14 protein-coding genes are annotated in these 13974 nt (G+C 70.7%); 5 read left to right on the forward strand and 9 right to left on the reverse strand.

Going from position 1 to position 13974, the window contains the following annotated elements; translation table 11 throughout:
* Positions 1–24: 24 nt before the first annotated feature.
* Positions 25–393 (reverse strand): sterol carrier family protein, encoded by a 369-nt coding sequence (locus tag AB3M82_RS06125; RefSeq protein ID WP_412956318.1) that lies wholly within the window; start codon positions 391–393, stop codon positions 25–27.
* Between the two features lie 34 nt (positions 394–427).
* Between AB3M82_RS06125 and AB3M82_RS06130 the strand changes: the two genes are divergently transcribed.
* Both AB3M82_RS06130 and purD read left to right on the forward strand, forming a co-directional pair.
* Positions 428–1111, forward strand: a complete 684-nt coding sequence (locus AB3M82_RS06130; RefSeq protein ID WP_412956319.1) for an NUDIX hydrolase — start codon at positions 428–430, stop codon at positions 1109–1111.
* Positions 1112–1297: 186 nt separating this feature from the next.
* Positions 1298–2575, forward strand: coding sequence for a phosphoribosylamine--glycine ligase (gene purD / locus AB3M82_RS06135; RefSeq protein WP_412956320.1), 1278 nt, complete (start codon positions 1298–1300; stop codon positions 2573–2575).
* Between the two features lie 112 nt (positions 2576–2687).
* On the opposite strand, the gene AB3M82_RS06140 is transcribed toward purD, so the two are convergent.
* The 7 genes from AB3M82_RS06140 to AB3M82_RS06170 form a co-directional block, all read right to left on the reverse strand.
* Complete coding sequence (locus tag AB3M82_RS06140) at positions 2688–3218, reverse strand: GNAT family N-acetyltransferase (protein WP_412956321.1); 531 nt, start codon at positions 3216–3218, stop codon at positions 2688–2690.
* Positions 3219–3304: 86 nt separating this feature from the next.
* Complete coding sequence (locus AB3M82_RS06145) at positions 3305–4033, reverse strand: amino acid ABC transporter ATP-binding protein (protein WP_412956323.1); 729 nt, start codon at positions 4031–4033, stop codon at positions 3305–3307.
* A complete protein-coding gene (locus AB3M82_RS06150) occupies positions 4030–5505 on the reverse strand; it encodes an amino acid ABC transporter substrate-binding protein/permease (protein ID WP_412958015.1) in 1476 nt (491 codons plus the stop codon). Before AB3M82_RS06150 ends, AB3M82_RS06145 begins: the two co-directional genes overlap by 4 nt.
* A gap of 200 nt (positions 5506–5705) precedes the next feature.
* The gene (locus tag AB3M82_RS06155) at positions 5706–7223 is read right to left on the reverse strand and encodes a DHA2 family efflux MFS transporter permease subunit (RefSeq protein ID WP_412956325.1); all 1518 of its coding nucleotides are present in this window, start codon (positions 7221–7223) and stop codon (positions 5706–5708) included.
* Entirely contained in the window at positions 7220–7846 is a 627-nt protein-coding gene (locus AB3M82_RS06160; protein ID WP_412958016.1) for a PadR family transcriptional regulator, read from the reverse strand. The genes AB3M82_RS06155 and AB3M82_RS06160 overlap by 4 nt, the downstream gene beginning before the upstream one ends.
* Positions 7847–7943: 97 nt before the next feature.
* On the reverse strand, positions 7944–8627 hold the full coding sequence (locus AB3M82_RS06165) for a response regulator (protein WP_412956327.1): 684 nt from the start codon (positions 8625–8627) through the stop codon (positions 7944–7946).
* Between the two features lie 22 nt (positions 8628–8649).
* Positions 8650–9912: a sensor histidine kinase gene (locus AB3M82_RS06170; RefSeq protein WP_412956329.1), complete on the reverse strand. Its 1263-nt coding sequence runs from the start codon at positions 9910–9912 to the stop codon at positions 8650–8652.
* Positions 9913–10135: 223 nt separating this feature from the next.
* Here AB3M82_RS06170 and AB3M82_RS06175 point away from each other — a divergent pair, with 223 nt between their 5' ends.
* A complete protein-coding gene (locus tag AB3M82_RS06175; RefSeq protein ID WP_412956330.1) occupies positions 10136–10978 on the forward strand; it encodes an Ltp family lipoprotein in 843 nt (280 codons plus the stop codon).
* A 93-nt stretch (positions 10979–11071) separates the two neighbouring features.
* Here the strand turns inward: AB3M82_RS06175 and AB3M82_RS06180 are convergent, their stop codons facing one another.
* Positions 11072–11287 carry a hypervirulence associated TUDOR domain-containing protein gene (locus tag AB3M82_RS06180; RefSeq protein WP_412956331.1) on the reverse strand — a complete coding sequence of 72 codons (216 nt, stop codon included), beginning with the start codon at positions 11285–11287 and terminating at the stop codon, positions 11072–11074.
* Between the two features lie 88 nt (positions 11288–11375).
* Between AB3M82_RS06180 and AB3M82_RS06185 the strand changes: the two genes are divergently transcribed.
* Complete coding sequence (locus AB3M82_RS06185) at positions 11376–12260, forward strand: phosphoribosylaminoimidazolesuccinocarboxamide synthase (RefSeq protein WP_412956332.1); 885 nt, start codon at positions 11376–11378, stop codon at positions 12258–12260.
* A gap of 278 nt (positions 12261–12538) precedes the next feature.
* A complete protein-coding gene (locus tag AB3M82_RS06190) occupies positions 12539–13894 on the forward strand; it encodes a uracil-xanthine permease family protein (protein WP_412956334.1) in 1356 nt (451 codons plus the stop codon).
* Positions 13895–13974 lie beyond the last annotated feature (80 nt).

Here is a 13974-nt window from a genome sequence, read left to right on the forward strand (position 1 = left end):
CACCCCCATGCGGGATCCGGGGGGCTAGGGGCGCAGCGGCAGGACGCCGAGCAGGTCGGCGCGCGTACCCGAGGCCTGGATGCGCCCGGAGGCCGCGGCATCCGTCCAGTGCTCGTCACCGAGGGCGACCGCGATCCAGGTCGCCGCGTCCATCTCGACGACGTTCGGCGGAGTGCCGCGCGTGTGCCGCGGCCCCTGGATCACCTGCACCGCGCCGAACGGCGGCACCCGCACCTCGACGCTGTTGCCCGGGGCCTTCTCGTCGAGCAGCTGCAGCAGGTAGCGCACGGCCGTGGCCAGGGCGGTGCGGGGCGGCTTCTCGCCCGCGGCATCCGCTCGCTTCACGACGTCGAGTGCCGTCCGCCCGTCGACGATGTCGATCTTCCTGGCCATCTCCCCACCCTACGACCGCGCGTAGGCTCGATCCATGAGCATGCATCCCGAAGGCGCCCGCGCCGAGCTGCTCGCCGCTGCGGCCGGACACTCCTGGGGCGGCCCCTTCCCGCCGCTCGTCGACCCCGCCACCGCGCACGATGCCGCGGTGCTCATCCTGTTCGGCGTGCTCGACAGCCAGCCGGCCACCGTTCCCGATGCGCCCATCGCCCGCGACCTCGACGTGCTCCTGCAGCGCCGGGCCCCGACCCTCTCGTCGCACCCGGGTCAGGTCTCGTTCCCCGGCGGACGGGTCGAGGCGGGAGACGCGGATGCCGTCGCCACCGCCCTGCGCGAGGCCGAGGAGGAGACCGGCCTCGACCCGACCGGCGTCGATGTGCTCGCGACCTTGCCCGTGATCCCGCTCGCCGCCAGCAACCACCGCGTCACGCCCGTGCTGAGCTGGTGGCGCACGCCCTCACGCGTCGCGGCGGTCGACCACGCCGAGACCGTCGAGGTGTTCCGGGTGCCGGTCGCGCAGCTTCTCGACCCGGCGACCCGGTACACGTCGGTGCGCGAGTACACCGACCCGCGCGTGGGCGCCCGCACGTTCCGCGCCCCGGCGTTCGACGTCGACGGCACGATCGTCTGGGGTTTCACGGCGATGGTGCTGAGCGGCCTCTTCGACGCCGCCGGCTGGACCGTCCCCTGGAACGTCGACGACGAGCGAACCGTCTGACGCCCTTCCCCGGTTCCTGAGCGCCCTTCCTCGGTTCCTGAGCGAGCGAAGCGAGACGAAGGGCGTCGCTACGCTCCTCGCTCAGGAACCGGGAAGCGAGACGAAGGGGGCGTCGCTGCGTGGAGCCCCGGGCGCCGAACCGGACGCCACCGAAATGCGACGAGCAGGCGTCGGTAGGCTGAGGGGGTGAAGATCCTCGTCCTCGGTTCCGGTGCCCGTGAGCACGCGATCATCCTCGCTCTGCGAGCAGAGCAGGCGGAGCACGAGATCTTCGTCTCGCCCGGCAACGCGGGCATCGCGCAGGACGCCACCACCGTCGCAGTCGACATGCTCGACGGCGGCGCGGTCACCGCGTTCGCCAACGAGCACGCGGTCGACCTCGTCGTCATCGGCCCCGAGGCGCCCCTGGTCGCCGGCGTGGCCGATGCGCTGCGCGAGCGCGGCATCCCGGTCTTCGGGCCGGGTCGGTCCGCGGCGCAGCTCGAGGGCTCCAAGTCGTTCGCCAAGCGGGTGATGGATGCCGCGGGCGTGCCCACCGGTCGCGCCGTGCGCGCCGCCACCGCGGCGGAGGTCGAGGAGGCCTTCGACGACCTCGGCGCCCCGCACGTCGTGAAGGCCGACGGTCTCGCCGCCGGCAAGGGCGTGATCGTGACGTCCGACCGCGCCGAGGCGCTCGCTCACGCGGAGCAGTACCTGCCCCACGGTCCGGTGCTGGTCGAGGAGTTCCTGTCGGGCCCCGAGGTCTCGCTGTTCTTCCTCAGCGACGGCGACACCGTGCGGGCGCTCAGCCCCGCGCAGGACTTCAAGCGCGCCCTCGACGGCGACGCCGGTCCCAACACGGGCGGCATGGGCGCGTACTCTCCCCTGCCCTGGCTCGCCGAGCAGTTCGGCAGCGAGCGCGCCTTCGTCGAAGAGGTCACGCGCGACGTGGCGCTCCCGGTCGTGCGGCAGCTCGACAGCGAGGGCACGCCGTTCATCGGCCTGCTGTACGCCGGACTGATCCTGACCCCCGCCGGCGTGCGCGTCATCGAGTTCAACGCCCGCTTCGGCGACCCGGAGACCCAGGTCGTGCTGCCGCGTCTGGTCACCCCGCTGTCGGAGCTGCTGTTCGCCGCGGCATCCGGCACCCTCGAGGACCAGCCAGAGCCCGAGTTCCGCGACGACGTCGCGATCACCGTCGTGCTGGCGAGCGAGGGGTACCCCGAGGCGCCGCAGACCGGGCGTCCGATCGAGAATCTCGCGGATGCCGCGAACGTCGAGGGCGTGCGGATCGTGCATGCCGCGACCGCCGGCCCGGACGCTCCCGGCGGCGACCTGCTCGCGACCGGGGGCCGGGTGCTCAACGTCGTGGCGACGGCATCCGACTTCCGCACCGCCCGCGACCGCGCGTACGACGCGATCGCCCGCATCGGCCTCGAGGGCTCGCACTACCGCTCCGACATCGCCGCCCGCGTCGCGGAGTAGTCCCGCACTCTCCTCGCCGAGCCACCCCCTTTCGGCGCGAACCACCCCCGTGAGTGCCGTGTGGAAAGGGGGGTCGGCCCACAAAGGGGTGGGTCGGGGCGAAGTGGACGGGCTAGACCGCGATCCAGTAGCGCCGCAGCATCCCCTGGCCGCGCGCCGACTGGTCGCTGACGTCCTGCAGCACGCCCCCGGCGCCCTCGATCGTGCGGTACGACCCCTCGTTGTCGACGTCGCAGGTGACGAGCACCCGGTCGAGCCCGATCTGACGAGCGCGCTCGAGCCCGAGCCGCAGCGCCGCCGACGCGATGCCCTGGCGCCGCCGCGACGCCCGCACGGAGTATCCGATGTGCCCGCCGGCCTCACGCAGCCAGTCGTTCAGCGTGTGCCGGAACGACAGGAACCCCACGACCTCGTCGCCGTCGACGACCCAGTACAGGTCGTTGTGCACCCGATCCTCGGGAGGCGCGAGGCTCGTGTCGGCGAGGCGCTCGGCGGTCTCGATCAGGGCGTCGAGCGTCGCGCGGTCGGGGGTCACCGGCGCGGTCAGCCCCGAACCGTCGACGTGCCCGTCGCCGAACTCGGCCACGGCGGAGGCCCAGGAGTCGAAGAGATCGGTGGTCGGACGAACGAGCTGCACGGTCATCGCCCCAGCCCAGCAGGTCGGAGCCGTCGACACAACTTCGGAGATCCGACGCGACAGCGGCACTGGACGACGGGCGGATGCCGGGGCTACAGCACCTTCGAGAGGAACTCCTTCAGGCGCTCGTTCTTCGGAGCGCCGAACAGCTCGGCGGGAGCGGCCTCCTCGACGACGACACCGCCGTCCATGAAGACCGTGCGGTCGGAGACCTCGCGCGCGAAGCCCATCTCGTGGGTCACGAGCACCATCGTCATGCCGCCCTCGGCGAGGTCGCGGATGACCTGCAGCACCTCGCCCACCATCTCCGGGTCGAGAGCGCTGGTGGCCTCGTCGAACAGCATGATCTCGGGGTCCATGGCGAGGGCGCGGGCGATGGCCACGCGCTGCTTCTGGCCTCCGGAGAGCGAGGCGGGCTTGGCATCCGCCTTCTCGGACAGCCCGACGCGTTCGAGCAGCGAGAGCGCGCGCTCCCGCGCCTTCGACTTCGACAGCCGGCCGAGCTCGATGGGGGCGAGCGTGATGTTCTCGAGCACCGTCATGTGCGGGAAGAGGTTGAAGTGCTGGAAGACCATGCCGATGCGCTGGCGCACTTCGTCGAGCTTGACGCTCTTGTCGGTGAGGTCGACGCCGTCGATGACGACCTGGCCCGACGTCGGCTCCTCGAGCTTGTTGAGGCAGCGCAGCAGCGTCGACTTGCCCGAGCCCGACGGCCCGATGACCGCGACGACCTCGCCGTCCTCGACCGTGAGGTCGATGCCCTTGAGCACCTCGTTGTGTCCGAATGACTTGTGCAGGTTCTGCACGGCGATCTTGCTCATGCGTTGAAGTTCCTCTCCAGGCGGTTCGCGAGCAGCGTCAGCAGCGTGATCACGACGAAGTAGATCAGCGCGACGATGGTCAGCACCTGCGCCGACAGGTAGGTGGAGGCGATGATCTGGCGCGACTGGAACGTGAGCTCCGCCAGGCCGATGACGCTGATGAGCGAGGTGTCCTTCAGCGTGATGATGCCCTGGTTGACGAACGAGGGGATCATGATGCGGAACGCCTGGGGCAGCACGACCTTCTGCATGGTCTTCGCGTGACCGAGGCCGAGCGAGCGCGAGGCCTCGCTCTGGCCCGGATCGACGGCCTGGATGCCGCCGCGGATGATCTCGGTCATGTACGCACCGGTGTTGAGCGACAGCGTGATGGCACCGGCGACGAACGGGTCGAACGTGAGGCCGGGGAACAGCTGCGGGATCGCGAAGAACACGAAGAACGCCTGCACCAGGATCGGGGTGCCGCGGAAGACGAAGACATAGGCGGTCGCCAGCCAGCGGAAGGGCAGGAACTTCGACAGGCGTCCGAAGCCGAAGACGATGCCCAGGACGAAGGCGGCCACGAGGGCGACCAGCGTGGCCAGGATGGTGAGCCACAGTCCCTGCATCAGCTGCGGCCAGTACTTCACCGCGACCGAGACGACGTCGGTGGGCTGCTCCGAGGCGGCGTCGTCGCCGAGGTACGTGTCGACGATCTCGTCGTACTCGCCGCTCGACTGCAGGTTGGCGAGGCCGGCGTTGAACATCTCGAGCAGCTCGCCGTTCTGCCCCTTGTTGACCGCGAAGCCGTACTCGCCGCCGAGTTCCGGCTCGCCGACCAGACGGAATCCGGACCCCTGCTGGATGCCGTAGGCCAGCACGGGGAAGTCCTCGAAGTAGCCGACTGCCTGGCCCGCCTTCACGGCATCCACCATGTCGGTCGTGTCGTTGTAGGGGGTGATGCGGAAGCCGAACTCGTCCTGGTTCTCCTCCGCGAAGGTCTGCCCCTGCGTGCCGGTCTTGACCGCGACCGTCTCGCCGTCGAGGTCGTCGAGCGACTCGACGTCGCTGCTCTCCAGCACCCCCAGCTGGATGCCGCTGGTGAAGTACGGGTCGCTGAAGTCGAACGTCTTCTCGCGCTCGTCGGTGATCGACATGCCGGCCATGACGGCATCCACCTGGTTCGACTGCAGGGCCTGGACGGCCGCGTCGAAGCCGAGCTGACGGATCTCGACCTCGAAGCCCTGGTCCTCCGCGATCGCGCGGAGCAGGTCCATGTCGATGCCGACGAGCTCGCCGTCGGAGTTCGTGAACTCGAACGGCGCGAACGTGGTGTCGGTGCCGATGACGAACGTCTCGCCCTCATCGGCGGCGGACGCGGATGCCGGGACGCCGAGCAGCGCCGCGCCGGCGACGAAGACGGTCAGCGCGGCCGCGCCGGTGGTGCGACCGAATCGGCGCAGGCGCTCACGCAGGCGGGAAGGGTGTGGGATCACGACGGATGCTCCTCGGATCGGGGGCGGCGGTGTGCGCGCCGACCGTCAACTGTAGTCGCCGTTCGCGCGTGGTCCCGTCGCGTCGGTGTCCGGCATCCGCCGAACCACCCCCTTCGATGCGAACCACCCCTCTACGTGCGACACGCGAAGGGGTGGTTCGCACGCAGAGGGGTGGTTCGACGACGCGAGGGGGTGGGTCAGGGGGTGGGATGCCGGGGGGCACCGCGCAGGAACAGCGAGGCCACGAGCGCCACGAGGATCACGCAGGCCGGCAGCAGGATCGCCTGCGACATGCCCGACGAGAAGCCCTCGGCGACGGCATCCGGAAGCGCCCCGCCGCCCGCGCCGATCGAGCCGCTCGCGTCGTCCATGCCCGGCAGGTTCGCCTCCAGGCGCGCCTGCATGAACGTCGCGATCGCGGCCGATCCGACCACGGATCCGATCGTGCGGGTCGTGTTGTAGATGCCTGCGCCGGCACCGGCCTGACGCATCGGCAGCATGCGCGTCGCGGTCGTCGCGAGCGGACCCCACATGCCGGCGTTGCCGAGACCCATGAGGGCCGACGGGAACAGGAACATCCAGATCGGGGTGTCCATGTTCACCAGCGCCGAGTACCAGAACAGCGCGCCCGAGACGGCGATGAGGCCCGGCACGAGGATGAGGCGCGGGTCGGTGCGGTCGAGGATCTTGCCGGCGACCGGGGCCAGCACGCCCGACAGCGCCGCCATCGGGATCATCAGCAGCGCGGCCTGCGTCGGGGTCAGCCCACGCGCGGTCTGCAGGAAGAACATCAGCGGAAGCGACATGCTCGTCACCGTGAAGCCCACGGCGGCGATCGCGACGTTGGCGCCCGAGAAGTTGCGGTCGCGGAAGAGCTCGAGCGGCACGAGCGCTTCGCTCTTCGTCTTCCACTGCTGCACGATGAAGAGCGCCAGCACGACGACCCCGGCGATGATCATGCCCCACACCGACACCGGGCCCCAGATCGTGCCCCAGTCGTACTTCTCCCCCTCCTGCAGGCCGAAGACGACGAGGAAGATCGCGATCGCGCTGAGCACGACGCCCAGGATGTCGAAGCGGTGCGGGTGGGTCTTCAGACGCGGCACGAGGATCCAGGCGGCGACGAACGCGATCACGCCGACGGGCAGGTTGACGAAGAAGATCCACTCCCAGCCGAGGCCGTCGACGAGCACGCCGCCGAGCAGCGGGCCCACGAGTGTCGCGACGCCGGCGGTCGCGCCCCATAGCCCCATGGCCGCGCCGCGGCGCTGGGGCGGGAAGGTGCGGGTGATGACGGCCATGGTCTGCGGCGTCATGAACGCCGCGCCCAGGCCCTGCACGGCGCGGGCGGCGATCAGTCCCTCGAGCGACGTCGAGAGCCCGCACCAGAGGGATGCCGCGGTGAAGATCGCAAGACCGATCAGGTAGATGTTCTTCGGGCCGAAGCGGTCGCCGAGGCGCCCGGTGATGAGCAGCGGCACGGCGTAGGTGAGCAGGTACGCGCTCGTCACCCACACGACGTTGTCGAGGTTGCTGGTGTTCGGGTCGAGCGCCGCCTTGATCGCGGGGTTCGCGACGGAGACGATCGTCGTGTCGACGAGGATCATGAAGAACCCGATGACGAGCGCCCACAGGGCGGGCCACGGGCTCTTCGGTTCGTGTCCGGCCGCGAACGGACCGGTCTGGGGATCCGTGGCCTGGCGGGATTCGGTCATTGCTGTGCAGCCTTTCGCTGAGCGAGGTAGCGGTCTGTGTCGGTGAAGGCGTCCGGTCCCCAGGGGAGCGCGTCGCCGTCGAGTCGGGTGAGGAGCGAGTCGAGCCAGCGCAGCTCGGCGTCGAGCAGCACCTCCTGGCGTTCGACCTCGACGAGCACCTGCGCGGGGACGCCCTTGTCGTGCGCCTTTCGGAGTCCGTCGCGGTGCATCGCATGGGAGGCGACGAGCGCCTCGCGACGCTCGCGCAGGAGCGCCACCACGTCGGCGCGCTCGAGGTTGTGCGACTCGGCGAGCGCGATGCGGAAGTCGGTCTCGCGGTCGACCCGGGGGAGCTCGCGCCGCACCCACGCGACGACGGCGTCGCGTCCGGCATCCGTCAGCGTGTAGGTGGTGCGCTCGGGCCGGTTGCCCTCGCGGTCGGTGCCCACCTCGTCGAGCAGCCCGGTCTTCTGAAGCCGCGCGACCGTGTGATAGAGCGTGCCGTTGGTGATGGACAGCAGCCGATCGTCGTGCCGGGCGCGCAGCAGCCGCACCATCTCGTAGGGGTGCATGTCGCTCTCGCGCAGCAGCGCGAGCACCATCACGCCGAGGGGCGTGAGCGTGTCGACCGGGTCCTTCATCATCTGCTCCACTCCGATTAGTCCATGTGGACTATACGCCCGGACACGACGCCGGGCAAGCCGGCCGAGGTCGGATGCCGGGGCAGACGCGTGCGGGGCGTCAGACGTCGGCGGGACCCAGACCGGCGCGTTCGAGGATCACACCCACCTGCACGCGATTGCGCACGGCGAGCTTGGCGAACACCTGCTCCAGATGCGTCTTCACCGTGCCGGCGGAGATGTGCAGGGCCGCACCGATCTCGTGGTTGGTCTCGCCCGAGGCGACGCGGACGGCGACGTCGCGTTCGCGATCTGTCAGGGCGGAGATCCGCTCGACGGCGGCCTGACGTCCCTGACCGTGCTCGCTCTCGACCGCGCGACGCACGAGCTGCGCGGCGCTGTGCGCCGAGAACACGCTCTCTCCCAGGGCGGTGCGATGCACGGCCTCGGTGATGCGCGCGGGCGACTCGTCCTTCAGCAGATACCCGGTGGCCCCGGCCAGCAGCATCCGCAGCAGCTGCCCCTCGGCATCGAGGCTCGTCATCGCCAGGACGCGCGAGGTCGATTCAGCGACGATCACCGCCGTCGCATCCGGACCGTCCATGCCCGGCATCCGTACGTCCATGAGCACCACGTCCGGACGATGCGCGCGCACCAGCTCGATCGCCGCACCGCCGTCCGACGCCTCGCCGACGATCTCGATCGACGGGTCGAGGCCGAGGATGAAGCGGAACCCGCTGCGGATGAGGGGCTCGTCGTCGACGAGCAGCACGCGCACCGCGGGGCCGACGTCGGGGGTGGTCACGCCCCGAGCATAGCGACGAACGTCAGCCGCGCTCCTGCCACGGCAGCGAGACGTCGACGATGAACGAGCCCTGGTGCGGACCGACCCACACCCGGCCCCCGAGCGCGGACGCGCGCTCACGGATGCCGAGCACGCCGTTGCCTCCCCCCGGGACGGCGGGCGTGATGCGTCCGCTGAGGGGATTCACCACGCGGATGCGGGCGCCGTCGCCCGGGGCGACCTGCACGATCAGGTCGACCGTCGCGCCGGGGGCGTGCTTGATCGCGTTCGTGAGGGCCTCCTGCACGATGCGGTACACGGCGCCGTCGAACAGCGCCCCGGCCCGTTCCGGCGACTCGACGACGATGAGCGACGTGATCGAGTGCCCGGCCGCGCGGAGTCCCGCGACCAGCGCCCCGCAGGCCCGCATCGATGCCGGAGCCGCCGGCGCCGCATCCGGGGCACTGCGCAGCTCGCCGATGAGACCGCGCATGTCCTGCAGCGCCGCGTGCGTCTGCTCCCGCACGGTGCGCGCCATGTCACCCGTCGCGCCCTGACCCGCGTCGCCCTGTGCGCTCGCGGCCGCCTCCAGCGCCCCGGCGTGCAGAGACACCACCGAGAGGCGATGGGCGAGGGCGTCGTGCATGTCGCGGGCGATGCGCTCCCGCTCCGCTTGACGCACCGCCTGCTCGGCCAGCACGTCGGCGCGTCGTGCGAGTGCGGCCGCCTGCTGCTCGCTCTGCTCCGCGCGGTTGCGGGTGCGCGAGATCAGGACGGCACCCATCGCGATCCCGAGCGACACCGCCGCGACGACGAACGACGCGATCACCCATCCCGGCTCGCTCAGCGCCGAGGGTCGCGTCGTGAGGAACCACGGAAGCGCCGCCCCCCACGGACCGACGGCCTCGCGGATCGCGAACAGCACGACCGCCGCCCCGACGATCCCGCCCACCCGCGCCGACAGCTCCGGTCGCCGCCGCACGAAGGCGACCGCCCCGACGAGCAGGAGCAGGTACGACAGCCCGATGGCCGCGACGACCGTGCCCGCGATCAGGACGATAAGCGGATACCGCCGTCGCCACAGCACCGTCACCCATGCGCCGATGGCCAGGAGCGCGAGCAGCGTACCGAGCCCCGTGACCTTCACGGTCGCCCCGTCGACGGTCGGGAACACCGCGCCGCCGGGCACGTTCACCACGCCGCAGATGTCGATCACCGCGCCCACGACCAACAGCGCGATCGAGACGCCGACGGACGACACCGTGCGCGCTCGTCGGCGCCCCGCGGAGTTGCTCGATTCGGCCACACCCCGAGCGTATTGCCCGACCACCGACACCGCGCCCGCCGATCGGCGAGCCCTCCCTCCCCCGAACGGCGGAGACGACTGTGGACGATCGACCGATCCGCCCCGGGGTCGCCGGTTGGGAGGCTGACCGGACAGACACGACGGGACGCCGGATCACCGGCATCCGCCTGATCGTCGCCGCCGGCATCCGCCCGCACTCCGACCCTCACACAAGGAACCCCACATGACCTTCGACAACAGCAGCCAGACCCCTCCGCCCGCTCCGCTCGCCCCGGCACCGCTCGGACCCTCCGCGCCCGGCGCTCCCATGACCGGAGCCGCCGCACCCGTCGGCGAGAAGTCCTTCCTCGTCACCTGGCTCCTCGCCCTGCTGCTCGGCGTGCTGGGCGTCGACCGGTTCTACCTCGGCAAAGTAGGCACCGGCATCCTCAAGCTCGTGACGTTCGGCGGTGTCGGTGTCTGGGCGCTGATCGACCTGATCCTCGTGCTCACGAACTCGACGCGCGACGCGAAGGGCCTCGCCCTCGCCGGCCACGCGCAGCACCAGAAGATCGCGTGGATCGTGACCGGAGTGCTGGTGCTGGTCGGCGCGATCAGCGGCGGAGTGAACGCCTCGCAGAGCGCCGAGGTCCCGGCATCCGCCCCCGCCGTCACCGCCCCGGCCGAGACGGAGGCCGACGACAGCGCGGACGAGCCCGCCGAGGAGCCCGTCGAGGAGCCCGTAGAGGAGGCACCGGCCGAACCCGAGACGCCCAGCGTGCCCGCGGAGTACACGTCGGCGCTGACCAAGGCGAAGACGTACTCCGACTTCATGCACATGAGCAAGGCCGGCATCTACGACCAGCTCACCTCGCAGTACGGCGAGCAGTTCTCGGCGGAAGCCGCCCAGTACGCCGTCGACAACGTCGAGGCCGACTGGAACGCCAACGCCCTCGCCAAGGCGAAGACCTATCAGGAGTCGATGGCCATGTCGCCCTCGGCGATCCGCGACCAGCTGGTCAGCGAGTACGGCGAGAAGTTCACGCCGGAGGAAGCGGACTACGCGATCGCGAACCTCGGCGGCTGAGAGACCCGGCCGGCGCCTGGGGGGCGTTCCGGTCGGCGGGGATCCCGGTACCGGAGACGGTGCCGGGATCCTCTCCGTGCGGCACGCATGCGGTCAGCTCTGCAGCTTGCGCAGCGCCGATCCCTTGTGAGCGGCCTTGTCGCCGCTCTTCTCCGACTTCACGATGTACGCCGGCTCATCCTCCGAGGCGGTGAACTTCTGCCCCGCGAACTGGAAGTCCTCGGTGCGCTTCTCCTCGACGGTCCCGTGCGTGCGCCCTTGCGAGGTGCTCCAGCTCACCCGGTCGCCCTTCGACAGATCCTTGGTCATGATTCCTCCGCTCCTGGGCTTCGAGCGTCGCCGATGGCCGGGTGCGCGCGCCAGGGGTTGACACCGACGCGCCCGGCCGACCGGGATAATGGGGCGGGTGAGCACACCTGCAGAAGGCACCGCACAGAGCATCCCCGGCTGGCGTCACCTCTACTCCGGCAAGGTCCGCGACCTCTACGCCTCGGAGGACCCCGCCGACACCCGCATCCTCGTCGTCGCGAGCGACCGGGTCAGCGCGTTCGACTTCGTGCTCTCGCCCGGCATCCCCGAGAAGGGCGCCCTGCTGACCCGCCTCAGCCGCTGGTGGTTCGCCCAACTCGACGTGCCGAACCACCTCGCCGACGGAGAGATCCCGGATGCCGTCGCCGACCGCGCGATGCTGGCGCAGTCGCTCGAGATGCTGCCCGTCGAGTGCGTCGTGCGCGGATACCTCACCGGCTCCGGGTGGGCCGAGTACCAGGAGAGCGGCACCGTCTGCGGCATCCCGCTGCCCGAGGGTCTGCAGAACGGCGACCGCCTGCCCGAGCCGCTGTTCACCCCCGCCTACAAGGCTCCGATGGGCGAGCACGACGAGAACATCACCTACGCGCAGACCGTCGAGCTCGTCGGAGCCGAGCGGGCGGCCGAGCTGCGCGACACGTCTCTCGAGATCTACGCGCGTGCCGCAGCGCTCGCCGAGGAGCGGGGCCTGATCCTCGCCGACACGAAGTTCGAGTTCGGGACGGATGCCGACGGCACCCTGCGCCTGGCCGACGAGGTGCTCACCAGCGACTCCTCCCGCTACTGGGATGCCGAGGCCTGGCGCACCGGCACCACCCCGACCGAGCGCATGGCGAGCTTCGACAAGCAGATCGTGCGGGACTGGCTCGCCGCGAACTGGGACAAGCAGGGCGAGCCGCCCGTGCTCCCCGACGAGATCGTCGAGCGCACGGCCGACCGCTACCGCGAGCTGCTCGACCGTCTCGGCGCCTGACCCCTCTGCGCGTCGCCGCGGGCCGCGACAGTTCGGGGGCCGACACGCCAGATGTCGGATCGGATGCCCGAAAGCACCCGACATCTGTCGATCCGTCCTCCGGAATGGATGCCGACGCCCGTCGTCTCGCCTCCACGGTTCCTGAGCGCCCTTCGTCTCGCTTCGCTCGCTCAGGGACCGGAGAGGACGCTCAGGGACCGGAGAGGACGCTCAGCGAACACTCAGGAATCGGTAGTGTTGCTCCAGCACTCCCACACCCCGAAACCTGAGGAGCCCGCATGCCCCTGTGGAAGATCCACGGAAACGGCCGGACCGTCGAGCCCGGCGCCGTCGTCGCCCCCGCTGAACGCCTGAGCTGGCCGGCCACGATCGCGATCGGCGCCCAGCACGTCGTCGCCATGTTCGGCGCCACGTTCCTGGTGCCGACGCTGACGGGCTTCCCCGTCTCGACCACCCTGCTGTTCAGCGGCCTCGGCACGCTGATCTTCCTGCTGATCACGAAGAACCGGCTGCCCAGCTACCTCGGCTCGTCGTTCGCGTTCATCGCCCCGATCACGGCGGCCGTCGCAGCCGGCGGCACGGGGTCGGCGCTCGCGGGCGTGGTGGCCGTCGGCATCCTGCTCGCCGTCGTCGGACTCGTGGTGCAGTTCGCCGGCCTGCGCTGGGTCGACGCGCTCATGCCGCCCGTGGTCGCCGGAGCGATCGTGGCGCTGATCGGCTTCAACCTCGCACCCACCGCGTGGAACAACTTCGCCCTCGACCCGGTCACCGCGACCATCACGCTCGTCGCGATCATCCTGTTCGCGGTGCTGTTCCGCGGCTTCCTCGGCCGCATCTCGATCTTCCTCGGTGTCGCGGTCGGGTTCGTCTGCGCCGCGTTCAACGGCTCGTTCGACGTGCCGAACGCCCTGCGCGGCGGCAAGACGCCCGCGGAGCTCATCGCCGACGCCCCGTGGATCGGCCTGCCGCACTTCCAGCTGCCGGACTTCGTCGAGCCCGGCACGTGGTCGACGATCGCGATGTTCCTGCCGGTCGTGCTCGTGCTCGTCGCCGAGAACATCGGTCACGTGCGCGGTGTCGCGACGATGACGGAGGACCCCGCGATCAACAGGCAGACCGGCCGCGCGCTCATCGCCGACGGCGTCGCCACGACGATCGCCGGTGGCTTCGGCGGATCGGGAACCACGACCTACGGCGAGAACATCGGCGTCATGGCCGCCACCCGCGTGTACTCGACCGCCGTGTACTGGGTCGCGGGACTCTTCGCGATCCTGCTCGCCTTCTCGCCGAAGGTCGGCGAGGTCTTCAACTCGATCCCCGCCGGCGTGCTGGGCGGCGCGACCACCGCCCTGTACGGCCTGATCGGCATCATCGGCATCAAGATCTGGGTCGACAGCCGCGTCGACTTCTCTCGCCCGGTGAACCAGTACACCGCCGCCGTGTCGCTCGTGATCGGCATCGCCGGGTTCTCGATGCAGCTGGGCGACTTCGCGTTCGGCGGCATCGTGCTCGGAACCGTCGCCGCACTGCTGATCTACCACGTGGGCAACCTCATCGCCCGCGCGCGCAACACCGGCGCCGACGACCCCAAGCCGCTCGAGCCGGTCGGCCCGCTGGGCGGCGACCCGGCCTGACCGGGAGGCAGTGAGGGCCTCGGATGCTTCTGCGGGAGCATCCGAGGCCCTCGCCGTCCGCCCGGCCTGACCACCCGGGA

This window comes from Microbacterium californiense (assembly GCF_047246625.1).
In the GTDB taxonomy this organism is placed as follows: domain Bacteria; phylum Actinomycetota; class Actinomycetes; order Actinomycetales; family Microbacteriaceae; genus Microbacterium.